This window comes from Devosia salina (assembly GCF_019504385.1).
Lineage (GTDB): Bacteria > Pseudomonadota > Alphaproteobacteria > Rhizobiales > Devosiaceae > Devosia > Devosia salina.
This window is the reverse complement of sequence record NZ_CP080590.1, coordinates 4,105,459-4,126,428: the sequence shown is the minus strand read 5'-3', so window position 1 is coordinate 4,126,428 and position 20,970 is coordinate 4,105,459. Positions and strand designations below refer to the sequence as shown.

24 protein-coding genes are annotated in these 20,970 nt (G+C 64.5%); 11 read left to right on the top strand and 13 right to left on the bottom strand.

All coding sequences use genetic code 11. From position 1 onward, the window contains the following. Positions 1-3 precede the first annotated feature (3 nt). Together K1X15_RS20295 and rsmI are read right to left on the bottom strand one after the other, a co-directional pair. A complete protein-coding gene (locus K1X15_RS20295; RefSeq protein ID WP_220305340.1) occupies positions 4-390 on the bottom strand; it encodes a YraN family protein in 387 nt (128 codons plus the stop codon). Continuing rightward, the gene (gene rsmI / locus K1X15_RS20290; RefSeq protein ID WP_220305339.1) at positions 359-1,246 is read right to left on the bottom strand and encodes a 16S rRNA (cytidine(1402)-2'-O)-methyltransferase; all 888 of its coding nucleotides are present in this window, start codon (positions 1,244-1,246) and stop codon (positions 359-361) included. Before rsmI ends, K1X15_RS20295 begins: the two co-directional genes overlap by 32 nt. A gap of 106 nt (positions 1,247-1,352) precedes the next feature. Here rsmI and K1X15_RS20285 point away from each other — a divergent pair, with 106 nt between their 5' ends. Then, positions 1,353-2,561: a penicillin-binding protein activator gene (locus K1X15_RS20285; protein WP_220305338.1), complete on the top strand. Its 1,209-nt coding sequence runs from the start codon at positions 1,353-1,355 to the stop codon at positions 2,559-2,561. On the opposite strand, the gene hemW is transcribed toward K1X15_RS20285, so the two are convergent. The 3 genes from hemW to rph all read right to left on the bottom strand — a co-directional run bounded on the left by hemW (position 2,558) and on the right by rph (position 5,214). Continuing rightward, positions 2,558-3,718 carry a radical SAM family heme chaperone HemW gene (hemW, locus tag K1X15_RS20280; RefSeq protein WP_220307659.1) on the bottom strand — a complete coding sequence of 387 codons (1,161 nt, stop codon included), beginning with the start codon at positions 3,716-3,718 and terminating at the stop codon, positions 2,558-2,560. The genes K1X15_RS20285 and hemW overlap by 4 nt on opposite strands. Next, on the bottom strand, positions 3,705-4,352 hold the full coding sequence (locus tag K1X15_RS20275; RefSeq protein WP_220305337.1) for a non-canonical purine NTP pyrophosphatase: 648 nt from the start codon (positions 4,350-4,352) through the stop codon (positions 3,705-3,707). The genes hemW and K1X15_RS20275 overlap by 14 nt, the downstream gene beginning before the upstream one ends. Before the next feature lie 145 nt (positions 4,353-4,497). Then, positions 4,498-5,214, bottom strand: a complete 717-nt coding sequence (gene rph, locus K1X15_RS20270; protein ID WP_220305336.1) for a ribonuclease PH — start codon at positions 5,212-5,214, stop codon at positions 4,498-4,500. Positions 5,215-5,354: 140 nt separating this feature from the next. On the opposite strand from rph, the gene hrcA reads away from it, so the two are divergent. Further along, positions 5,355-6,440, top strand: a complete 1,086-nt coding sequence (gene hrcA, locus K1X15_RS20265; RefSeq protein WP_220305335.1) for a heat-inducible transcriptional repressor HrcA — start codon at positions 5,355-5,357, stop codon at positions 6,438-6,440. Positions 6,441-6,504: 64 nt separating this feature from the next. Further along, positions 6,505-7,104, top strand: a complete 600-nt coding sequence (gene grpE, locus K1X15_RS20260) for a nucleotide exchange factor GrpE (RefSeq protein WP_220305334.1) — start codon at positions 6,505-6,507, stop codon at positions 7,102-7,104. A 202-nt stretch (positions 7,105-7,306) separates the two neighbouring features. On the opposite strand, the gene pncA is transcribed toward grpE, so the two are convergent. Together pncA and pabB are read right to left on the bottom strand one after the other, a co-directional pair. Next, the gene (gene pncA, locus K1X15_RS20255) at positions 7,307-7,942 is read right to left on the bottom strand and encodes a bifunctional nicotinamidase/pyrazinamidase (protein WP_220305333.1); all 636 of its coding nucleotides are present in this window, start codon (positions 7,940-7,942) and stop codon (positions 7,307-7,309) included. Next, a complete protein-coding gene (pabB, locus tag K1X15_RS20250; protein ID WP_220305332.1) occupies positions 7,939-9,735 on the bottom strand; it encodes an aminodeoxychorismate synthase component I in 1,797 nt (598 codons plus the stop codon). The genes pncA and pabB overlap by 4 nt, the downstream gene beginning before the upstream one ends. Positions 9,736-9,858: 123 nt before the next feature. Here pabB and K1X15_RS20245 point away from each other — a divergent pair, with 123 nt between their 5' ends. The 3 genes from K1X15_RS20245 to dnaJ all read left to right on the top strand — a co-directional run bounded on the left by K1X15_RS20245 (position 9,859) and on the right by dnaJ (position 14,017). Next, positions 9,859-10,191 (top strand): hypothetical protein, encoded by a 333-nt coding sequence (locus K1X15_RS20245; RefSeq protein WP_220305331.1) that lies wholly within the window; start codon positions 9,859-9,861, stop codon positions 10,189-10,191. A gap of 220 nt (positions 10,192-10,411) precedes the next feature. Beyond that, on the top strand, positions 10,412-12,325 hold the full coding sequence (gene dnaK / locus K1X15_RS20240) for a molecular chaperone DnaK (RefSeq protein WP_220305330.1): 1,914 nt from the start codon (positions 10,412-10,414) through the stop codon (positions 12,323-12,325). Between the two features lie 549 nt (positions 12,326-12,874). Then, entirely contained in the window at positions 12,875-14,017 is a 1,143-nt protein-coding gene (gene dnaJ, locus K1X15_RS20235) for a molecular chaperone DnaJ (RefSeq protein ID WP_240549586.1), read from the top strand. Positions 14,018-14,149: 132 nt separating this feature from the next. Here the strand turns inward: dnaJ and K1X15_RS20230 are convergent, their stop codons facing one another. Both K1X15_RS20230 and K1X15_RS20225 read right to left on the bottom strand, forming a co-directional pair. Next, the gene (locus K1X15_RS20230) at positions 14,150-14,359 is read right to left on the bottom strand and encodes a hypothetical protein (RefSeq protein ID WP_220305328.1); all 210 of its coding nucleotides are present in this window, start codon (positions 14,357-14,359) and stop codon (positions 14,150-14,152) included. 21 nt (positions 14,360-14,380) lie between these two features. Next, entirely contained in the window at positions 14,381-14,788 is a 408-nt protein-coding gene (locus K1X15_RS20225; protein WP_220305327.1) for a VOC family protein, read from the bottom strand. 115 nt (positions 14,789-14,903) lie between these two features. Here K1X15_RS20225 and K1X15_RS20220 point away from each other — a divergent pair, with 115 nt between their 5' ends. Then, positions 14,904-15,449, top strand: a complete 546-nt coding sequence (locus K1X15_RS20220) for an NADPH-dependent FMN reductase (protein ID WP_220305326.1) — start codon at positions 14,904-14,906, stop codon at positions 15,447-15,449. 2 nt (positions 15,450-15,451) lie between these two features. Next, the gene (locus K1X15_RS20215; RefSeq protein WP_220305325.1) at positions 15,452-16,057 is read left to right on the top strand and encodes a histidine phosphatase family protein; all 606 of its coding nucleotides are present in this window, start codon (positions 15,452-15,454) and stop codon (positions 16,055-16,057) included. A gap of 21 nt (positions 16,058-16,078) precedes the next feature. On the opposite strand, the gene K1X15_RS20210 is transcribed toward K1X15_RS20215, so the two are convergent. Next, positions 16,079-16,516: a MarR family winged helix-turn-helix transcriptional regulator gene (locus K1X15_RS20210; protein ID WP_220305324.1), complete on the bottom strand. Its 438-nt coding sequence runs from the start codon at positions 16,514-16,516 to the stop codon at positions 16,079-16,081. A 152-nt stretch (positions 16,517-16,668) separates the two neighbouring features. Here K1X15_RS20210 and pyrF point away from each other — a divergent pair, with 152 nt between their 5' ends. After that, positions 16,669-17,370, top strand: coding sequence for an orotidine-5'-phosphate decarboxylase (gene pyrF, locus K1X15_RS20205; RefSeq protein WP_220305323.1), 702 nt, complete (start codon positions 16,669-16,671; stop codon positions 17,368-17,370). Here the strand turns inward: pyrF and K1X15_RS20200 are convergent. Continuing rightward, complete coding sequence (locus K1X15_RS20200; protein ID WP_220305322.1) at positions 17,367-18,371, bottom strand: adenosine kinase; 1,005 nt, start codon at positions 18,369-18,371, stop codon at positions 17,367-17,369. The two genes, pyrF and K1X15_RS20200, sit on opposite strands and share 4 nt — an antisense overlap. Before the next feature lie 116 nt (positions 18,372-18,487). Further along, the gene (locus tag K1X15_RS20195; RefSeq protein ID WP_220305321.1) at positions 18,488-19,048 is read right to left on the bottom strand and encodes a TetR/AcrR family transcriptional regulator; all 561 of its coding nucleotides are present in this window, start codon (positions 19,046-19,048) and stop codon (positions 18,488-18,490) included. A 60-nt stretch (positions 19,049-19,108) separates the two neighbouring features. Between K1X15_RS20195 and K1X15_RS20190 the strand changes: the two genes are divergently transcribed. Further along, positions 19,109-19,564, top strand: a complete 456-nt coding sequence (locus K1X15_RS20190; protein ID WP_220305320.1) for a DUF2214 family protein — start codon at positions 19,109-19,111, stop codon at positions 19,562-19,564. A gap of 151 nt (positions 19,565-19,715) precedes the next feature. On the opposite strand, the gene nth is transcribed toward K1X15_RS20190, so the two are convergent. Beyond that, positions 19,716-20,390: an endonuclease III gene (gene nth / locus K1X15_RS20185; RefSeq protein WP_240549585.1), complete on the bottom strand. Its 675-nt coding sequence runs from the start codon at positions 20,388-20,390 to the stop codon at positions 19,716-19,718. Positions 20,391-20,439: 49 nt separating this feature from the next. On the opposite strand from nth, the gene K1X15_RS20180 reads away from it, so the two are divergent. Continuing rightward, entirely contained in the window at positions 20,440-20,919 is a 480-nt protein-coding gene (locus tag K1X15_RS20180; protein WP_240549584.1) for a DUF2244 domain-containing protein, read from the top strand. Positions 20,920-20,970 lie beyond the last annotated feature (51 nt).

Genomic DNA, 20,970 nt, shown 5'->3' with positions numbered 1-20,970 from the left:
TTCTCAGTAAGCAGGAAAGGCGTTGATGAGATGGCGCGGCCAGCGGCCGGGTGCAAGCAGAATCACGTCAAAACGCAGATCGTGGCCTTGCGCATCGGGGTGGCGGGCCAGCCAGAGCTGTGCCGCGCGGGTGATGCGCTCCCGATTGATGGCGGCGAAAGTCAGCGCCTCCTCGGCATGCCGGGCGCGCTGCTTGACCTCGACAAAGACGATTGTGGCGCCTCTTTCGGCCACCAGGTCGATTTCGCCCAAGGGCGTTTTGAATCGCCGATCGCGGATACGATAGAGTTTCAATTGCAGCCAGATCGCGGCCAGCGCCTCGCCGCGATGGCCGCGCCGATAGGCCGCGACCCGACCCTTACCGGGCGTTCTTGAGGGCGAGCGCGGCATCGTAAACGTCCTTGCGCTTGAGGCCGTAGCGGGCCGCGATCTCGTCGACGGCGGCCCGGAGCGGCTGGACCGCCATGGCTTCGGACAAGGCCGCCTGCCAGTCCTCTGCCGCCGGCGCGCCGGGCTCGGCGGCGCCGGCCACCACGATGACGGCCTCGCCCTTGGTCTCCTCTGCGGCAAAACGGGCCGCCAGTTCGCCGACGCTGCCCCGAAAGCTGCGCTCAAACCGCTTGGTCAGTTCCAGCGCAACGACGGCCTGCCGCTCGCCCAGCACCTCGGCCATGGCGGTGAGACTACCCTCCAGCCGGCGGGGTGATTCGTAAAAGACCAGGGTTTCACGTGAATCCTTCAGCCGCTCCAGCGCATTGGCGCGGGCGCCGGCCTTGGGCGGCAGGAAGCCGTGAAAGGCGAAGGCGTCGGTGGGGAGGCCCGCGATCACCAGCGCGGATAGGAGGGCGGAGGCTCCCGGGACCGGAAAGACCGGCAGATTCTGCTCGGCCAGGGTCCGGATCAGCGGGAAGCCGGGATCGGAGAGCAGCGGCGTTCCGGCATCGGAGATCAGGGCTATGGCCGCACCGGCGGCGATCCGGGCGGCGATGGCCTCGGCCTTGTCGCGCTCATTGTGCTCATGCAGCGCCTCGCGCCGGCCCCTTATGCCATAGTGGTCGAGGAGCTTGGCGGAGGTCCGGGTATCTTCACAGAGCACGGTTTCGGCGGCCGCCAGGGTTTCGAGCGCCCGCAGGGTGATATCGCGCAGATTGCCGATGGGCGTGGCCACCACATAGAGACCAGACGCCAGGCTCGGTGCCTCAAAGCGCGTGCCGGCGATGAAATAGTCTCTTGTCTCGTCGGCCATCAGCGCGTTTCACCTCTTCTCAAACATTGGTTAACCATATGGCGCGACCTTGTTAACACATCGTGAGCATATGGGGCGCCCTGGCGTGGGACGTGAGGACAAAGCGGTGCTGTGGACACGCCGCTCGGCACTGGCCGGGCTGGCGGCACTCCTCTCGGCCTGCTCGCCGGGCAGTATGCAATGGGGATCGCGCAGCTTTTCTCTGCCCTGGGCGCAGGATGGCGCCGACAATGGCGGGCTGATGCCGGTCGCGACAACGCCGGCGGAACGCTTCGGCCGCGGCCGGGTCAATGTCGCTTTGCTGCTGCCGCTCTCGGGCAATGCGACCCTCAGCCAGCTCGGCCAGGCGCTGGCCAATGCGAGCCGCCTCGCCATCCAGTTCATCGAGGCCAATCCCAATATCGGGGAAAACATCACCATCTCGCTCCGTGATACCGGCGACAGCGCGGCCGGAGCGACCAGCGCGGCTAGTGCCGCGGTGGCCGAGGGTGCAAGGCTGATCCTGGGGCCGGTCACAGCCGAACAGGTGACGGCGGCGGGCGCCGTGGCACGCGCCAGCGGCATTCCGCTGATCGGCTTTGCCAATAATGGCAGCGTGGCGGGGCCGGGCGTCTATGTGCTCAATGTGCTGCCCGAAACCGAGATGAAGCGCGCCGCAAGCTGGCTGCGGGGGCAGGGCCGGCGCGGCCCGGCCGGCATCTTCCCCGCGACACCCTATGGCGAGGCGCTGGCCACGGCCTTCCGGCAACAGGCCATAGCCGCGGGGTTCAATCCCAGCGCGGTCTATACTTTCTCCGACATCAGCGAAGCCCCCTCGATCATTGCCCAGGCCAAGCCGCTGATCGATCGCGGCGTGCTCGATGCGCTGGTCATTCCCGACCGCGCCAGCGCCCCGACATTCGCCTCGCTGCTCGCGCAATCGGGGGTGACCGGTGAAACGGTACAGCTGGTCGGTTCGGCCGACTGGGCCAATGACCCGGGCCTGACGGCCAATCCGGCGCTTGCCGGTGCCATCTGCCCGGCCATTGATGAGGCCGGTCTCAACGCCATTCGCGCCGACTACCAGGCCCGCTTCGGCAGTGCGCCGCCGCAAATGGCCACCATTGTCTATACCGCCACGATCCTGGCCAATGTGAACACGCTGTCGCTGGCGACGCCGCCCTATGACGCCACCCTAATGACCAATCCGGCCGGCTTTGCCGGACGTGACGGGTTGTTCCGGCTCAATGGCAATGGAAGGAGCGATTATGCGCTGGTGATCAAGAAGATCGGGGCCGGCGGCGTTCTCACCACCGTGGATGGGGCGAAGCTTTAGGCTGCCAGGTCCGCCACCACCGCGTCGAGCACCGGAAAACCCTTGTCGGTGACCCGGATATTGCCATTGGGCAGGGTTTCCACAAAGCCATAGCCCTTGAGCGCGGCGATCTGCTCCTCGGAAATGCCGCGGCCCGATATGGACATGAAGCGGGATGGCGAAATGCCTTCCTTGAGCCGCAGGCCCATGACAAGAAATTCGTCGCCCTGTTCTTCCCAGGTGAGGACATCGTCGGTCACCATGCCGTGGCCAAACTCATTGACGAGCTTGAGCCACTCGAAGGGCAGTTTTTCCGTGGCGGTGGCATGGCGCTGGTGGTTGACCATGAGCCTGCCATGAGCCCCGGGGCCGATGCCGGCATATTCGCCATAGCGCCAATAGAGCATGTTGTGCCGGCTTTCCTGGCCAGGCACGGCATGATTGGAAATCTCATAGGCCGGCATGCCCGCCTCAGCGGTCAATTCCTGGGTCAGTTCATAGAAATCGGCCGCCAGATCCTCATTGGGCATCTGCAACTTGCCGGCCTGGTGCAGGTCGAAATAGCGCGTCCCCTGCTCGATGGTAAGCTGGTAGAGGCTGATATGGCCGCGGGCCAGCCATAGCGCTTCCTTGAGCTCGTCTTCCCAGTCTTCCAGCGTCTGCTTGGGGCGGGCATAGATGAGATCAAAGCTCGAGCGCTCGAAGACCGATTGCGCAATGCGCACGGCGGACACCGCCTCCTCGACCGTATGGCGACGGCCCAGCTCGGCCAACGGGCCGGGGCGCAGCGACTGCACACCGAGCGAGACGCGATTGATCCCGGCGGCTCGGAACCCCTTGAAGCGATCCACCTCGACACTGGTCGGGTTGGCTTCGAGCGTGATTTCAGCATCGCGGTCGATTTGCCACGCCTTGGCAATGGCATCGAGAACGGCGCCGACGGCCTTGGGGCTCATCAGGGAGGGCGTGCCGCCGCCAAAGAAGATCGATTGCACCAGCCGGCCGGGCGAGAGCGCCGCCATCTGGGCGATTTCTTTTCTATAGCCCTCGACAAAGGCCTCCTCGTCGAAGGGGCCGCGATGAACGTGGGAATTGAAATCGCAATAGGGGCATTTGGCCGCGCAGAAGGGCCAATGCACATAGACACCGAACAGATCGTTGGGGTTAACCTTGCTCAACCTGGTTCTCCACGAAGAGCGCAAAGGCGCGCGCCCGGTGCGACAGGCCCTTTTCGCCCGGCGACCAGGAATGCTTGGTCTCGGCGTCCATTTCGCCGAAGGTGACGTCATAGCCATCGGGCATGAACATCGGGTCATAGCCATGCCCGACATCGCCGCGCGGCGGCCAGACCAGCGTGCCGTCGCACTTGCCGACATAGAGCACATCACGCCCATCGGGGTGGGCCAGGCACAGCGTGGCGTTGAACGAAGCCCGGCGCTGGCCAGGTGAATTGGCCCCGGCCGCCTGCAGGGCATCCTCGACCCGCTTCATGGCGCGGTTGAAATCGCGCGGGACGCCGGCCCAGTCGGCCGTATAGACCCCCGGATCACCCCCCAAGGCGTCGACGCAGAGGCCCGAATCATCGCTCAGCGCCAGCATGTTGGCGCCCCTGGCCGCGGCATGGGCCTTGGTGCGCGCGTTCTCGGCAAAGGTCGTGCCGGTCTCTTCCGGTTCAGGCAGCCGCAATTCCCCCGCCGAAACCAGCTCCAGCCCGAACGGCGCGAACAATTCGCGAAATTCCTTGAGCTTGCCGGCATTGTGCGTGGCGATGCAGAGGCGATCGCCAGCATGGAGGCGGGGGATGCTGCTCACTTGCTCTGTCCTGTATTCGTGCCCAGGGCACGGGCTATGTCATTCCAGATGGCGCAATCCGGGCGCGGCGCCTTGCTAGTGCCAGCCTGCTGCTCGGCTGCTGCCGGGCGCTCGGCGGCTTCGGGTTGACGAACAGGCGCGGTCTTCATTGGCCCAGCACCGATTTCTGCATGCTGGACAGCTCGCCAATGCCCTTTTCCGCCAGGACCATGAGGGCGTCGAGTTCGGAACGGTCGAAGGGCGCGCCCTCGGCGGTGCCCTGGATTTCGACGAACTTGCCGGCGCCTGTCATGACGAAATTGGCGTCGGTATGGGCCTCCACATCCTCGAGATAGTCGAGATCGAGCACCGGGGTGCCGCGATAGATGCCGCAGGAGATGGCTGCGACGCTGTCGATCAGCGCCTTGCCGCGGGTGAGCTGGCGCTCCTCCATCCACTTGATGGCGTCGACCAATGCCACATAGGCGCCGGTGATCGAGGCGGTGCGCGTGCCACCATCGGCCTCGAGCACATCGCAGTCACAGGTGATCTGCACTTCGCCCAGCGCTTCAAGATCGACCACGGCGCGGAGCGAGCGGCCGATGAGGCGCTGGATTTCCTGGGTGCGGCCCGACTGCTTGCCTGCCGTCGCCTCGCGGCGGGTGCGCGAACCGGTGGCGCGGGGCAGCATGCCATATTCGGCCGTGACCCAGCCCTTGCCCTTGCCGCGCAGCCAGCCGGGGACGCTGGTTTCCACCGAGGCGGTGCACAGAACCTTGGTATTGCCAAAGGCAACAAGGCACGAGCCCTCCGCCTTCATGGCGACATTGCGCTCGAGAGTTACCGCCCGCATGTCGCTCGGCTGCCGTCCGGATGGCCGCATCGTGATTCCAGTCTTTGTTGCCGTTAACCGCCTCTTAACCCTCATCGACCCGCCTCACAAGCGCCCGGCGCTTGGCGGATGGGGAACAAGGGCCTAAATGAGGGAGCAGGGTTAAAGTCGACGAGTTTAATCAAACCAGCATGACCAGACCGTCCGAAGACTTCCTCTCCGTGCTCAATGCCCGCAGCCAGGACATTTTTCGTCGCCTCGTGGAGCGCTATCTCGATACGGGCATGCCGGTGGGGTCGCGCGATCTCTCGCGCCTGTTGCAGGTGGAACTCTCGCCTGCTTCGGTGCGCAACGTCATGGCCGATCTCGAGGATCTGGGACTGATCGCGGCTCCGCATACCTCGGCCGGCCGCGCGCCGACACAACAGGGGTTGCGCTTCTTCGTCGATTCCATGCTCGAGATCGGCGCCGTCAACGAAACCGAGCGCAGCCAGATCGCCCGGCATATCGAGGGCACGGCGGGCCATGCGCAGGTCGAGGACGTATTGACCGAAGCCTCTTCGCTGCTGTCCGGCCTCAGCCAGGGGGCAGGCGTCGTCATCGCCACCAAGGCCGACATGGTCCTCAAGCATATCGAGTTCGTGCGGCTCGACGCGACGCGCGCTATGGCGATCCTGGTGGGCGAGGACGGGCAGGTGGAAAACCGGGTCCTCGACCTGCCGCCCGGCTATACCGCCAGCGCCTTGCAGCAGGCCGGCAATTATCTCGCCCATTATGTGGTGGGTCGCACGCTTTCGGAGGCGCGCAAGGTGCTGCACGATCGCCGGGCCGAGCAACGGGCGGAACTGGACGAATTGACCCAGCGCCTGGTCGATGCCGGCATTGCCACCCTGGCCGAGCCGGGCGGCAACAATGCCCCCACAGTGATCGTGCGGGGCCGCGCCAATCTCATCAATGACACCATGGCCAGCGACGAGCTGGCGCGCATGCGGCAATTGTTCGACGAGCTGGAAAGCAAGGACGGGCTGCTCGAACTGCTCGGCGATGCCGAACGGGCCCAGGGGGTTCGCATTTTCATCGGCTCGGAGAACAAGCTCTTTTCGCTCTCCGGTTCCTCGGTGATCCTCAGTCCCTACAAGGACGCCAATGACCGGATCGTGGGTGTGCTCGGGGTCATCGGGCCGACCCGGCTCAACTATGCGCGCATCGTGCCGGTGGTCGATTATACGGCCAATGTCATCTCCGCGATGATGGCGCGGAAGCGCGGCAAGACTTGAATTAGCCGTCCGCTTGGCCGATATGGCGGGCAAGAGATGTTACCCACATGGGAAAGAAGACCAGATGAGCGACGAAAACGCCGCCCAGGGCGAAACGCCGGAAACCGAAAATCCCGCGACCGACACGCCTGAAGTCGATCCCGTCGAGGCGCTTGCTGCCGAGAACGCCGACCTCAAGGACAAGCTGCTGCGGACCATCGCGGAGATGGAAAACCTCAGGAAGCGCACCGAGCGTGATGTCGCCGACACCCGCTCCTATGCGATTGCCGGTTTTGCCCGCGACATGCTGACGGCCACCGATGCGCTGAGCCGCGCACTGATGGTTATTCCGGCCGAAACGCGCGAGACGGCCGACGGGTCGCTCAGGAGCCTGATCGACGGGATCGAACTGGCCGACCGCGAAATGCAGCGCCTGCTCGCCAAGCATGGGGTGAAACCCATCGAGGCCGAGGGCCAGAAATTTGATCCGCACAAGCACCAGGCCATGTTCGAGGTGCCCAACCCGAACGTGCCCGAAGGCACGGTGGTGCAGGTGGTGCAGACCGGCTTTGCCATTGGCGAGCGCGTGCTGCGTCCGGCCATGGTCGGCGTTGCCAAGGGCGGCGCTGCTGCCGCTCCAACTGCTGCGCCCGAGGGTGAAGAGGGCATCGACAAGAGCGCCTGAGCTTTTGCGATTTGAAGATTGGAGAGGGCGCTGCAAGGCGCCCTTTTTTGTTTGCGGGCAAGACAAGGCCCCCTCACCCGCCGGCTTCGCCGTCGACCTCTCCCCCAGAGGGAGAGGTAAGGGGGCGTCAACGTTGCGAAGCGACACCTCTCCCTAGGGGGAGAGGTCGGCCCGAAGGGCCGGGTGAGGGGGCCTTGCTGACCTACCCCAGAATCTCCCGGCTCATCACGCGGGCGACACCCGCCTCGTCCATGTCCGCCCAGGCCTTTTCCAGTGACCCATCGGCATTGATGGCGCGCGTCGCATCCTCGATCACGGTGACATCAAACCCCCCCGCTGCCCCATCCAGGGCCGTCCAGGCGACACAGAAATCAGTGGCAAGGCCCACCACGAACAGCCGGCCCACATCGCGCTCGTTGAGATAGCCGGCGAGGCCCGTCAGCGTTTCGCGGTCGGCCTCCTGGAAGCCGGAATAGCTGTCGATCTGCCGGTTGTAGCCCTTGCGGATGATGAGCTGGGCATGGGGAATATCGAGGTCCGTCGAAATCTCGGCGCCGCGCGTTTGCCAGACGCAGTGATCGGGCCAGAGGACCTGAATGCCGTAGTCGAGCTCGATCGTCTCGAAGGGGGCCTTGCCCGCGTGCTGGCTGGCAAAGGAAATATGGTCGGCCGGGTGCCAGTCCTGGGTGAGGACGACATTGCGGAATTTCTGCGCCAGTTTGTTGATCAGCGGCACGATCTCGTCGCCGCCGGCAACCGCCAGGCTGCCGCCGGGCAGGAAGTCATATTGCACATCGACGACGACGAGGACGTCTTCGGGCTGGATGGCGATGGTCATGTGGTCTCCCGGTCTACCCACTCGGCGCGGATGAGCCCGCGGACCGAATTGCCCAGCCAGATTGCCTCGGCAGCGCGCAGATCGGCAAGGGTCAGCACCTGCTCTTCTGCCTTGCCCTCAGCGATCAGCTCGGCCCTGAGCGTACCGGGCAGGAGGCCCGAGGACAGCGGCGGGGTGAGCAGCCTTCCGCCGATCTCGACAAAGAGGTTGGTGAAACTGCCTTCGGTCAGTTCGCTGCGCTCATTGAGAAACACCACTTCGTCGAGCCCGCGTTCATCATGCGCCTCCTGGCGTGGGCGGTCATAGAAGGCGCGATTGGTGGTCTTGTGCGCCGGCCACAGGCTGCTCGAATCAAGCCGCTCTGCAGCGATGGCGAAGCGGAAGATTTCGGGGCTCGGGGGCAGGGGCACCGCCGTCAGATCCAGGCCCGTTTCCGCCAGCGTCAGGCGCACGCGCATCGGCCCGCTCCAGTCCCGCGCCCGCTCGGCAAGGAAGTGAAACGCCGCATCGCGGGTATGGGGCAGTGCGAAATAGGTCGCCGAGGCGCAGAGCCGGTCGAGATGCCGGTCAAGGAGGGCATAGCCCCCTTCAGGTGTCCATTTGATGGTTTCGATCAGGGTCACCGGCGGGGCCGGATCGGAGAGGAATTTGAGCTTCAGCAGCGCCTCCTGATATTCATCCACCACATCGCTGTCGGCGACGATGCCGCCGCCAATGCCGATCGTGCCGTCGCCGTTCGCATCGATGACCGCGGTGCGGATGGCGACATTGAAGGCAAAGTCCCCATCGGGCGCCACATAGCCGATCGAGCCGGTATAGAGGCCGCGCGGTTCGGCCTCCACCTGGTGGATGATCTCCATGGCGCGCAGTTTCGGCGCCCCCGTCACCGATCCGCAGGGGAAGAGGTTTTCGAGCACCTCCAATAGCCCGATGCCCGGCTGTTTTCGGGCCTCGATGCCGGAGGTCATGGTGTGCAGGCTGCGATAGGTTTCGACGGTGAAAAGGTCCGTCACCCGCACCGAGCCCGTCTGGGCAATCCGCCCCAGATCGTTGCGCAAGAGGTCGACGATCATCAGGTTTTCGGCACGGTTCTTCGCATCAGCAGCCAGCGCGGTCCGGCCCGCGTCGTCCTCGGCCAGGCTGAGGCCGCGCTTGCGCGTGCCCTTCATCGGCCTCGCCCTGAGGCAGTCGCCTTGCCCGGACACAAACAATTCGGGGGAGCGCGACAGGACATGGTGGTCGCCGGCATGGATATAGGCGCCATAGGCCACGGGCTGGCTCTGTGCCAGCACGCGGTAAAGGCCCAGCGGATCACCTTCGAGGGCGAAGCGGGCGCGCAGGGTAAGGTTGACCTGGTAGGTGTCGCCGGCCTCGATCAGCGCCTCGACCGTATCGAAGGCCCGTCGATACGCGTCCAGCCCCAGCAATGGCCTGAGCCCGTTCGCGCGCCCGTCCGGAGCTGCGGCGAGCAGGGCGGCAATCTCACCGCCGGAGGGGCGTCGCGGCGCCTCAAAAAGGCCGAACCAGAGGAGCGGTGCCGGGCTGCGGTCGGGCAGCAGCGGGCGCAGGCGCTCCTCGAACAGAAAACCCAGTTCGTAGGCAAGGTAACCGGCGGCCCACAGCCCTTCTCGCCCTGCCGCTTCGATGCGCTTGAGGGCGGCCAGCGCGGTTGTGGCGTCATGGGCCACCAGCACTTGCCTGGGCTCGGAAAAGAGCAGGTTCTGGCCGTGGGGGTTGAGATTGTCGTGCAGCAGCACGGTGCCGGGGGTAATCATGCCCCGCTTGTAGTGCATCGGACCCCGCCGCGGCGCGAAAATTTTGCGCTTGACGATGGCGGGAGGCTTGGCGGCGACAGGCCGTAATGGCAGATAATTGCCGTCCGGCCGCGCCCTGCGGCCGGCTTGAGGGATCTCATCATGAAGACCAATCTGCTGGGCGGCCTCGTCGCCCTGGCGCTCGTGGCCGGCATTGCGCCTGCCGCGGCACAGACCGTGGAGTTCACGGTCATCAATAACAGCTCCTACGACCTGCATTATTTCTACACAACGCCGAGCAATCAGGACAGCTGGGGCGAGGACCTGCTGGGCGAGACCGGCATACTCGCTGCCGGCTACCAGGCCACCGCCACCATTGGCGACGGATCGGACCAGTGCCTCTATGACTTCAAGTTCGTGATGGACAATGGTGCCGAATTGATCGAACCGCAGATCGATATCTGCAGCCTCAATTCCTACACCATCAACGACTGATCGCCGCTGCCGCCCGGTCCGCCGGGCGGCCATCCCGGGCCGTGATCGGAAAATCTCCCGATACGCGTGCTTGAAGCCTCCCTGACACCCCCCTATATACCCCCCGAGGCCCCGAAAGGGGCGGTTTTCAAACCTACGAGGGACCCCGGCCCGTTTGGGCCAGGAAGCTGCTTTCGAAGAGAGGGCTTTGTGGCGGGTTCGCTGAAAGAGAGGCAGAGTAATGGCTAAAGTAATCGGCATCGACCTGGGTACGACCAATAGCTGCGTGGCCGTGATGGACGGCAGCAATCCCAAGGTCATCGAAAATGCGGAAGGCGCGCGCACCACGCCCTCCATGGTCGCCTTTTCCAAGGATGGCGAGCGTCTGGTCGGCCAGCCGGCCAAGCGTCAGGCCGTGACCAATCCGGAAAACACCCTGTTCGCCGTCAAGCGCCTGATCGGCCGTCGCTTCGACGATGCCGTGGTGGCCAAGGACAAGGATCTGGTGCCCTTCAAGATCACCCGCGCCGACAATGGCGACGCCTGGGTGGAGGCGGCCGGCGAGAAGTATTCGCCGAGCCAGGTTTCGGCCATGGTGCTGCAGAAGATGAAGGAAACCGCCGAGAGCTATCTCGGGGAGACCGTGACTCAGGCCGTGATCACCGTGCCGGCCTATTTCAACGATTCGCAGCGCCAGGCCACCAAGGACGCGGGCAAGATTGCGGGCCTGGAAGTGCTCCGCATCATCAACGAGCCCACCGCCGCGGCGCTGGCCTATGGCCTCGACAAGAAGAATTCGGGCACCATCGCGGTCTATGACCTTGGCGGCGGTACCTTCGACGTCTCGATCCTCGAGATCGGCGATGGCGTGTTCGAGGTGAAGTCCACCAATGGCGACACGTTCCTGGGTGGTGAAGACTTCGACATGCGTCTGGTCGATTACCTCGCCGACGAGTTCAAGAAAGAGCAGGGCATCGACCTGCGCAATGACAAGCTGGCTCTGCAGCGTCTCAAGGAAGCTGCCGAAAAGGCAAAGATCGAACTCTCGAGCTCGACCCAGACCGAAATCAACCTGCCGTTCATCACCGCCGACGCCTCGGGCCCGAAGCACCTGACCCTCAAGCTCAGCCGCTCGAAGCTCGAAAGCCTGGTCGATGACCTGATCCAGCGCACCATCGACCCGTGCAAGCAGGCGATGAAGGATGCCGGCGTCTCGGCCAGCCAGATCGACGAAGTCGTGCTGGTGGGTGGCATGAGCCGCATGCCCAAGGTGCAGGAAGCGGTCAAGCAATTGTTCGGCAAGGAGCCGCACAAGGGCGTCAACCCGGACGAAGTGGTGGCGCTGGGCGCTGCCATCCAGGGCGGCGTGCTGCAGGGCGACGTCAAGGACGTGCTGCTGCTCGACGTGACCCCGCTGAGCCTCGGCATCGAAACCCTGGGCGGTGTCTTCACCCGCCTGATCGACCGCAACACCACCATCCCGACCAAGAAGAGCCAGACCTTCTCGACCGCCGAGGACAACCAGAACGCGGTGACCATCCGCGTCTTCCAGGGCGAGCGCGAAATGGCGGCGGACAACAAGCTGCTGGGCAATTTCGACCTGGCCGGCATTCCGCCCGCACCGCGTGGCGTGCCGCAGATCGAGGTGACCTTCGACATCGACGCCAACGGCATCGTGAACGTCTCGGCCAAGGACAAGGGCACCGGCAAGGAGCAGCAGATCCGCATCCAGGCCAGCGGTGGTCTTTCGGACGCCGACATCGAGAAGATGGTCAAGGACGCCGAGGCCAATGCCGAAGCCGACAAGCGCAAGCGCGAAGCGGTGGAAGCCCGGAACCAGGGCGAATCGCTGGTCCATTCGACCGAGAAGTCGCTCAAGGATTATGGCGACAAGGTCTCGGCCGAGGACAAGGCCGCCATCGAAGCCGCCATTGCCGACCTCAAGTCGGTGCTGGAAGGCGACGATGCCGAAGCCATCAAGGAAAAGACCGCCACGCTGGCGGAAGCCTCGATGAAGCTCGGTGAAGCCATGTACAAGGCCAGCCAGGCGGAAGCCGAAGCCAAGGCCAGCGGCACCGCCGATGATGGCGATGACGACGTGGTCGACGCTGACTTCGAAGAGGTCAAAGACGACGACGACAAGAAGTCGGCGTAAGTTTGGTCTCGTGAATGACAGGGCCCCGGTGGAGACACCGGGGCTTTTTTGTTGTCCGGAGGCGGGGAGGCACCCCCACCCGGCCTCCCCTGCAGGAGGGGGGTCTGCCGCTGGGCGATTTGACGTCGGGTTGAATTCGATGCGCTCCTCCCCCTGTTTCAGGGGGAGGTTGGGTGGGGGTGCCGTCAGAGCCATTCGACCCTAGGTCATGGTCTTCCCCCTGAATCGCTCTACCGGAGCAATTTCGCCGCGCAGCGGCCGGCTCTGCCAGTCGCGTATGGCGTTCATGGCCTTTCCACCGGTCGGCTCTGCCATTCGAGCACAGCTCTCATGGCCTTCTCGCCTAAATTCGGTCCACTGGACCGAATTTGCCTCTCAGGTCCGGCTCGAAGTTTCACGTGAATCCTTGCTCGGTTGATCCAGACCGCGCCCCTTGCTAATACCCGCGGGCCTGCCCATATGCGCAGGTGCGAGCCGGCCTGGCCGGCATTTCCATATTCCAAACCAGCGCGACGACCAGACCGGCGCGACCGACAAAGAGAGTTCATCTTGGCCAAACGCGATTTCTACGAGGTGCTTGGCTGCCAGAAGGGCGCCGATGACGGAGCCCTCAAGAGCGCCTATCGCAAGCTCGCCATGCAGTTTCACCCCGACCGCAATCCGGGCAATGACGAGGCTGAGCACAGGTTCAAGGAAATCAACGAAGCCTACGACACGCTCAAGGACCCGCAGAAGCGCGCGGCCTATGACCGGTTCGGCCATGCTGCATTCGAAAATGGCGGTGGCGCCCGCGGCCCGGCTGGGTTCGGGCCGGAATTTGCCTCCTCCATGTCCGATATCTTCGAGGACATTTTCGGTGACTTCATGGGCGGCGGTGGCGGCGGACGCCGCGGGGGTGGCGGCGCGGCGCGCATGCGCGGCTCGGACCTGCGCTACAATCTCGAAATCTCGCTCGAAGAGAGCTTTGATGGCCGCACGGTCGAGATCGACGTGCCGACGCTCTCGACCTGCGAAACCTGCGACGGGTCCGGCGCCAAGCCAGGCACCGGCACCCATACCTGCCGGCAGTGCAATGGCCATGGCAAGGTGCGGGCCGCCCAGGGTTTCTTCACGATCGAGCGCACCTGTCCGGTCTGCCAGGGCCGGGGCCAGATGATGGATCAGCCCTGCACCGATTGCGGTGGCCAGGGCCGGCGCCAGCAGAACCGCAAGCTCTCGGTCGATGTGCCGCGGGGCATCGAGGATGGCACCCGCATTCGCCTCGCCAATGAGGGCGAAGCGGGCCTGCGGGGCGGCCCGCCGGGCGATCTCTATATTTTCGTTTCCATCAAGCCGCACGAGCTGTTCCAGCGCGACGGCGCCGATCTTTATGCCCGCGTGCCCATTTCCATGACTACGGCAGCGCTGGGTGGCGAATTCGAGGTGCCAACACTCGACAGCGCCCGCGCCAAGGTCAAGGTGCCCGCCGGGACCCAGCCGGGCCAGCGGGTGCGCCTCAAGGGCAAGGGCATGCCGGTGCTGCGGAGCAAGGATGTCGGCGACCTATATGTCCAGCTCGATATCGAGACGCCGCAGAACTTGTCCCGCAAGCAGCGTGAACTGCTCGAGGAATTCGCCCGGCTCGAGACTGGCGAGACCAGCCCCACATCCGACGGCTTCTTCGACAAGCTCAAGAAAATGTTTGAGGCTTAATCGCGTAGAAAAATCGCCCCGGTGGGGCGATTTTCGCGATTAAGGCCGTGAGAGTTGCGCTCGAATGGCACGAACGTTCCGCGCACTCGGACCCCTTACTTCGGCGGCGTCAGCCACCCCCACCTAGCTTCGTTAGGGCAGAACCCGGCTTGCCGTCTGCAGTTCGCTGACCAGTTCGGCGACCGCCTTTTCGGCTGCAGCTTCGATCTCTGCCAGCGCCGTGCCATAAGGCACTTCCAGACCAAGCCGTTTGCTCGGATCGTCCGTCCAGACGAAGGATACGAAACTCTTCTTCTGGGCGAGATCGTGTGTGAGGTGAGTGATGGTCATGCTGGCGGCCATAGGATGTCTCCTTCCGAGAGACTATTCCGACGGAAACTGGCTCATGTCCATCCAGGTATATTCCCAGACATGGCCGTCGAGATCGGCAATGGCGCGGCCATACATGAAGCCGTAATCGGTCGCGGCGCGCTGCTCGCGGCCGCCGGCCTTGAGTGCAGCCTCGGCGATGCTGTCCACCGCTTCGCGGCTGTCGCGGGAGAGAGCATAGAGGGCGCCGATCTCGGTCTTGGCGTCCGGGATGGGCGTATTGGTGAACTCGCGGAACTTGTCGTGGGTCAGCAGCATGACGTAGATGGTGTCGCTGATGACGATGCAGGCCGCTGTTTCATCGGTGAACTGCGGATTGTGATCGAAGCCAAGCGCCTTGTAATAGGCCATGGCGGCCCTGAGGTCGCGCACCGGCACATTGACGAAAATCATATTGGCCATTTTTGAACTCCCGTGTTGTGGGCAAGCCTAGACAAGCGGCTCATCCCTGCCAATTCACTTGCAGCGACGAGCGGCGCGCGGCAGGTTCGACATTGTCCACACATCCGGAGGCAATATGAAGACGGCACTCACCCTGTCCGGGTCCATCCGCAAGGGGTCCTATAACCGTGTCCTGCAGCAGCATATGGGGCGCAAGCTCGAAGAGGCGGGGGTGGCCGTCACCGCAATCGACCTAGGCGATTTCGACATGCCGATCTTCAACGAGGATCTCGAGCCCGACAATGTGCCCGAGGCGGCCGTTCGCCTCGCGGAGATGTGGCGCAGCCACGACATCGTCTTCATCGCCAGCCCGGAGTATAATGGCGGCGTGCCGCCGCTCCTGGTCAATACGGTCACCTGGCTTTCCCGCCAGAAGCCGAGCCCCTTCCGGCATGCCGTGTTTGGCATTGGCGGGGTCAGTTCAGGAAAGTATGGCACCATATGGTCCTTGAGCCATCTCCGGGACAGCCTGACCAAGGTGGGGACGCTGATCGTGCCGACATTGCTCGGAATCGGCCCTTCCGAAGAGGCGTTCGATGATAAGGGTGACCCCGTGGAGCCGGCCATCATCCGCAAGGTCGAGCAGATGGTCCATGAACTGACCCATTTCAGCCGGGGATAGAATTGCGCGCGCTCTACCTCACCCACCCCCAGGTCCGGATTGATGCGGCCGTGCCGGTGCCGCTCTGGGGTTTGTCGTCGCAGGGGCGGGCGCGCGCCGAGAGCTTTGTGGGCCGGGGTGTGATACCGGCAGGTGCCATTGTCTTTTCGAGCCGGGAAACCAAGGCACTGGAGCTGGCCGAGCTGCTGGCCGCCGCCGCCGGTACGCCGGTGCTGTCAGACCATGAGATGGGCGAGAACGACCGCTCCTCGACGGGGTTTCTGCCGCCGGCCCTGTTCGAAGCGCAGGCTGATCGCTTCTTCGCCCACCCGCAGCAGAGCGCCGATGGCTGGGAACGCGCCATTGATGCGCAGGCGCGCATCGTCGCCACAGTGCGCACCGCCCTGGCCTCGGTGCCGGCTGGCATGCCGGTGATCTTCTGCGGTCATGGAGCGGTGGGGACCTTGCTCAAATGCCGCATCGGCAATCGCCGCATCTCGCGCGAGGAAGACCAGGGCCGTATCGGCGCGCCCGGCGGCGGCAACGGTTTCCTGTTCGATCTGGCGGCGCGGCAGCTTCTCACCGACTGGACGCCGATGGAAGAGATCGGAGCCGACTGGCTCGCCTGACCCCCTCTCTTCGGGGACGGGCTACTTCCCCGTCCACGCCTCCAGCCCGAACAGGTCCACAGCGTCATTGAGCGCCGGGGCCAGGCGGTCGAGCCGCTCGGTTTCTCCCTCAACCTCGCGCAGCCGCATCGGACCGGCCATTGGCACCGCAGCGATCAGCGTCGTACCGGCCGCGGTGATGGCGACATTGCGCGCCCGGCGGTCCTCGGGGTTGGAGCGAACCTGGCACAGCCCCTTGCGGCGCAGGTCATCGATCGCCTGGCCGAGCGTTGCAGGATGGGCGAGCAGGGCCTTGCGCAGCGCGGCAAGCGGAATATGGGGCCGCTCGGCGACAATGTGGAGCACCGCCAGTTGCAGCGTGGTGATGCTGTGGTCGCGCTTCAACGCGGCCTCGAAGGCCTTGATCGCCTGATCGAGCCGCATCCAGGCCACCATGGCCTTCAATGCCTGTTGCTGCATGAAATGGTCCGCAAAAGGTAAGCGAGAGCGGCTTGATATGATGGCATAGAAATGCCGCGCAAGACTATTATGTCGGCATAGGATCAAGACAAGGCTTGCTCTTGAACGAAAGCTGTGCGAGCGGAGAACAAATCAGCGCAAGGAGAACACTCATGGCTGGCCAGTTGATCGTGGGCCTCGACGTTTCGTCACGCGCGCGCGCCGAAGAGATCATCTCGCTCCTCGGCGACAGCGTCGATTTCTACAAGATCGGCTATCAGTGCTTCTATGGCGCCGACGGGCTGGCCCTGGGCAAGGCGCTGCTGGCGGCGGGCAAGAAGGTGTTCTTCGATCTCAAGCTGCTCGACATCGACAACACGGTCGAAAAGGGTGTCGCGGCGATCGCCGAGACCGGCGCCACCATGCTCACCGTCCATGCCTATCCCAAGGCCATGCGCGCCGCGCAGAAAGGCGCGGAAGGCTCCGGGCTCTGCATCCTGGGCGTGACCGTCCTCACCTCGATGGACGACAATGACGTCAAGGAAGCCGGCTATGCCCGCGACGCGGCCGGGATGGTCGCGCTGCGGGCCCAGCAGGCCCGTGAAGCCGGCATTGGCGGGGTCGTCGCCTCGGCTCACGAGGCGGAGATGGTACGCACCATTGTCGGCTCGAAAATGGCCATCGTCACCCCCGGCATCCGCCCCGCCGGCGCGGCGCTCGGCGACCAGAAGCGCGCCATGACCCCGGCCGATGCGCTGGCGGCGGGGGCGAGCCACCTCGTCGTCGCCCGCCCCATCATTGCTGCCCCCGATCCCGCCGCAGCGGCAACGGCGATCCTGGCGGAGATGGACGGGAAACGGGTGAGCGTGGCTTAGACCGCCAGTCCGTGCTTCTGGGTCAGCTCTTCCAGATCAAGCTGCGGCCTTGCGCCGATATGGGTGATGACTTCCGACGCCGCCAGGCACCCGGTCTTCAGGGCCGCCTCCATGGTCTGGCCGCGGGCGAGGCCGAGCAGGAAGCCCGAGGCGAACAAATCGCCGGCGCCGGTGGCGTCGACGACCTTCTCCACCGGGAAGGCGGGGACGGAGACAACTTCGCCATTGAACACGGCCATGGCGCCGTCGGCGCCCATGGTGATGGCGGCCACTTCCGCATCCTTGGCGATTTCGCGCACCGCCGCGCCCAGATCGTCGGTCTGGTAGAGCGATTTCAGCTCATGCACATTGGCAAAAACATAATCGATGGTCTTTGAGCGGATGAGGTCGAGGAATTCGGCGCGATAGCGGTCGACGCAGAAGGGGTCGGACAGGGTGAAGGCGGCGGCGCGCTCGTGCTTGTGGGCATAGTGGGCGGCCAGCACGAAGGCCTTCTTGGCCTCCACCGGGTCCCACAGGAAGCCTTCCATATAGGTGATGGCCGAGCCGCCGATCTCATCGGGATGAATATCGCGCTCGGTCAGCTCGTGGCAGGCGCCGAGATAGGTGTTCATCGTGCGCTCGCCGTCCTCGGACAGGAAGATCATCGAACGCGCGGTCAGCGCGCCGCCCTTGAGGCGCGTGGTGTTGTAGTGGACGCCGATCTCGGTCAGGTCGGCATCGAACACGTCGCCCAACGGGTCGTCCGCCACTTTGCCCACAAAGGCAGCGCGGCCGCCCAGCGAGGCAACGCCGGCGGCGGTATTGGCGGCCGAGCCGCCGGAAATCTGCTGCCGGCCCAGCGGCATCTTGGCGTAAAGGTCCTCGGCCCGATCGGTGTCGATCAGGTGCATGATGCCCTCGGTCATGCCCTCGCGCTCGATGAAGCCGGCTTCCACCGGGGCGATGATGTCAACGATCGCATTGCCGATGGTCAGCACGTCGAAGCGGGTCTGGGTCATGGAGGGACGGTCCGGGTGTTCGCAAAAGGGCCGTGAGCCGGTTTAGAGCATGATCGGGCAGGGGGCAATTCTTTTGGCCCTTCCCCGGTCAGCCGGAGTACGGAGGCGTTTCGGACTCAAAGGCTCGAAATGATCTCGCCGATCAGCGCTTCGGTGTCCTCGCCGGCGCGGATGGCGATCTGTCCGTCGAGCAGCAGCACCGCCAGGCCATGCACCTTGGCCCAGGAGGCCAGTGCCTTGATCCGGCCGGTCTCAACGTCACCGCCCACCACGTGCCGCAGCGTGTCGAAAGCCGCGTCGGCCGCCATGGCCAGGCCGGGCCGGGCGTCCTTTTTCAGTTGCGGCGAGAACATCAGGCGGAAGAGATTGGCGTTCTGCAACGCAAAGACCACATAGGTCTTGCCCATGGCCGCCACGGGGTTCTCGGGCTCACTGGCCGCCACCGCCTCCATGCGCGCCGTAAAGCGCTGGAACCCGGTGACCGCCAGTGCTTCGAGCAGGGCGGCGCGGCTATCGAAATGCCGGTAGGGCGCGGCGGGCGAAACGCCCACCGCGCGCGCGAGATCACGCAGGCCCAGCCCCGCTTCCCCTTCCTTTTCGAGGATGATCAGCGCCGCCTCGAGCAGCGCCTGCCGGAGATTGCCGTGGTGATAGGGGCTGTTGGACGATGTTGACATTGATCACATAGTATCTCAGATATGTATGCATTGATTACATCAGTGCAGGCAGAAGTGCAAATGCCCGATCTCGATCTTATCCTGGCAGCGACCCATCACATTGCAGTTTTCTCGCTTGTTGCCATCTACGCGGCCGAGTTCGCACTGTTGCGGCCGGGCCTTGCGGGCCCCAGGATCAGCCAGCTGGCACGGATTGACGCGGCCTATGGCGCGGTGGCGGGGATCGTGGTCGTGGTTGGGATCGTCCGCGTGATCTTTGGCGCAGTCGGCTGGCAATATTACGTCGGCAACCAGTTCTTCTGGGCCAAGATGGCGGCCTTTGTGATCGCGGGGCTGCTGACCATTCCGCCGACCCTGGCGATCCGGCGCTGGGCAAAGGCGGGCAAAGGCAATCAAGACTACGCTCCGCCTGCTGGCGAGATCGCCGCCAATCGTCGGTTCGTCCACTTGCAGGCCGGCGTACTGCTTCTCATTCCCATTTTCGCAGCCGCCATGGCGCGCGGCTACGGCAGCTGAGAAACTGGGTGCCAGGGATCGCCCACCCCACCCTTGATCCTTACCAAGAGGGGAGGGAGACGATGACCACCAGCGCCTCGGCCTTGCGCCTCCCTCCCCTTGATGGGGAGGGAATGAGGGTGGGGTGACCCAGCGATTCCTGCGCGAAGCCTTACTTCCCCACCGGCAGCGGCGTCTTGGGCTCGAAGCGGCACCATTGGGCAATCGGACAGCGCCAGCACTCGGGTTTTCTCGCCTTGCAGATATAGCGGCCATGCAGGATCAGCCAGTGATGCGCATGCAGCATGAAGCGCTCCGGCACCTGCCTGGTCAGTGCCTGCTCTACCTCCAGCGGGGTCTTGCCAGGCGCCAGCCCGGTCCGATTGCCGACGCGGAAAAGGTGGGTGTCCACCGCGATGGTGGGCTGCCTGAAATAGATGTTCAGCACCACATTGGCGGTCTTGCGCCCGACACCCGGCAGTGCCTCAAGCGCCGCACGGTCGGCAGGGACCTCGCCGCCATGCCTGTCGAGCAGCATCTGGGACAGCGCATAGACATTCTTCGCCTTGCCGCGATAAAGGCCGATGGTCTTGATCAGCTCGGTGATCTGCTCCACCCCCAGGGCCACCATGGCTGCCGGACTGGGCGCCAGTTCGAAAAGCCGCTTGGTCGCCTTGTTGACGCCGGTATCGGTGGCCTGGGCCGAAAGCACCACTGCCACCAGCAGCGTAAAGGCATTGATGTAGTCCAGCTCCCCCTTGGGCTCGGGCTCGATCTCATGGAAACGGGCAAAGATCGCCTCGGCCTCGGCCCGGGTCAGCTTCTTCACTTTTTTGGCAGTCGGCATTCTCTCGGCCTCGATTCTCTGCCAGTATTTCGGGCAAGAGGCATGAGCGATGCAAGTCACCACCACAACCCCGCTATTCGCCGCAACCCTGCGGCCTGACCGGTCCCTGCGCATGGCCGGCGGCTGGATCGGTCTGGTGCTGGCCGGGATCGTGGGCGTCCCCATTCTCGTGGCCATGCCCGAATTCGTCTTGCCGGGCCTCGTCGCCTATGGCTGCGCCATCACGGGGCTCTTGGTAATGGGCCTTCGCCTGTCGCGACAGCGGCGGACCAGCCAGCAGGTGACGCTCTGGGCCGACCAGCTGGAAATCGTCGATACGGCACCGGGCCAGGACAAGATGCTGCGGCGCTTCGATCCCAAGGCGGTGAAGCTGCGTCTCGAACGCGACGGTTTCGAGCGCACCACCGGCGTGTTCCTGCGTCATGGCGAAGGGGAGATCGTTCTGGGCAGCTTTCTTTCCAATGCCGACAAATCGAGCTTTGCCAAGGCCTTCGGTGCCGCACTGCGCAAGGCCCGGCGGGCGGCCTGAAGGCGGTCAAATCCGGGTCGCCTACCCGCAGCCCAGACGCTAGACCCATGC

Coding starts and splice junctions, on each gene's coding strand:
- pabB (WP_220305332.1), bottom strand. CDS start 9,735: ATGCACTACAAGCGGGGCATGATTACCCCCGGCACCGTGCTGCTGCAC.
- pyrF (WP_220305323.1), top strand. CDS start 16,669: ATGGCTGGCCAGTTGATCGTGGGCCTCGACGTTTCGTCACGCGCGCGC.
- K1X15_RS20295 (WP_220305340.1), bottom strand. CDS start 390: ATGCCGCGCTCGCCCTCAAGAACGCCCGGTAAGGGTCGGGTCGCGGCC.
- K1X15_RS20220 (WP_220305326.1), top strand. CDS start 14,904: ATGAAGACGGCACTCACCCTGTCCGGGTCCATCCGCAAGGGGTCCTAT.
- nth (WP_240549585.1), bottom strand. CDS start 20,390: ATGCCGACTGCCAAAAAAGTGAAGAAGCTGACCCGGGCCGAGGCCGAG.
- K1X15_RS20190 (WP_220305320.1), top strand. CDS start 19,109: ATGCCCGATCTCGATCTTATCCTGGCAGCGACCCATCACATTGCAGTT.
- rph (WP_220305336.1), bottom strand. CDS start 5,214: ATGCGGCCATCCGGACGGCAGCCGAGCGACATGCGGGCGGTAACTCTC.
- hrcA (WP_220305335.1), top strand. CDS start 5,355: ATGACCAGACCGTCCGAAGACTTCCTCTCCGTGCTCAATGCCCGCAGC.
- K1X15_RS20180 (WP_240549584.1), top strand. CDS start 20,440: ATGCAAGTCACCACCACAACCCCGCTATTCGCCGCAACCCTGCGGCCT.
- K1X15_RS20245 (WP_220305331.1), top strand. CDS start 9,859: ATGAAGACCAATCTGCTGGGCGGCCTCGTCGCCCTGGCGCTCGTGGCC.
- grpE (WP_220305334.1), top strand. CDS start 6,505: ATGAGCGACGAAAACGCCGCCCAGGGCGAAACGCCGGAAACCGAAAAT.
- K1X15_RS20200 (WP_220305322.1), bottom strand. CDS start 18,371: ATGACCCAGACCCGCTTCGACGTGCTGACCATCGGCAATGCGATCGTT.
- rsmI (WP_220305339.1), bottom strand. CDS start 1,246: ATGGCCGACGAGACAAGAGACTATTTCATCGCCGGCACGCGCTTTGAG.
- K1X15_RS20210 (WP_220305324.1), bottom strand. CDS start 16,516: ATGCAGCAACAGGCATTGAAGGCCATGGTGGCCTGGATGCGGCTCGAT.
- pncA (WP_220305333.1), bottom strand. CDS start 7,942: ATGACCATCGCCATCCAGCCCGAAGACGTCCTCGTCGTCGTCGATGTG.
- K1X15_RS20195 (WP_220305321.1), bottom strand. CDS start 19,048: ATGTCAACATCGTCCAACAGCCCCTATCACCACGGCAATCTCCGGCAG.
- dnaK (WP_220305330.1), top strand. CDS start 10,412: ATGGCTAAAGTAATCGGCATCGACCTGGGTACGACCAATAGCTGCGTG.
- K1X15_RS20230 (WP_220305328.1), bottom strand. CDS start 14,359: ATGGCCGCCAGCATGACCATCACTCACCTCACACACGATCTCGCCCAG.
- K1X15_RS20225 (WP_220305327.1), bottom strand. CDS start 14,788: ATGGCCAATATGATTTTCGTCAATGTGCCGGTGCGCGACCTCAGGGCC.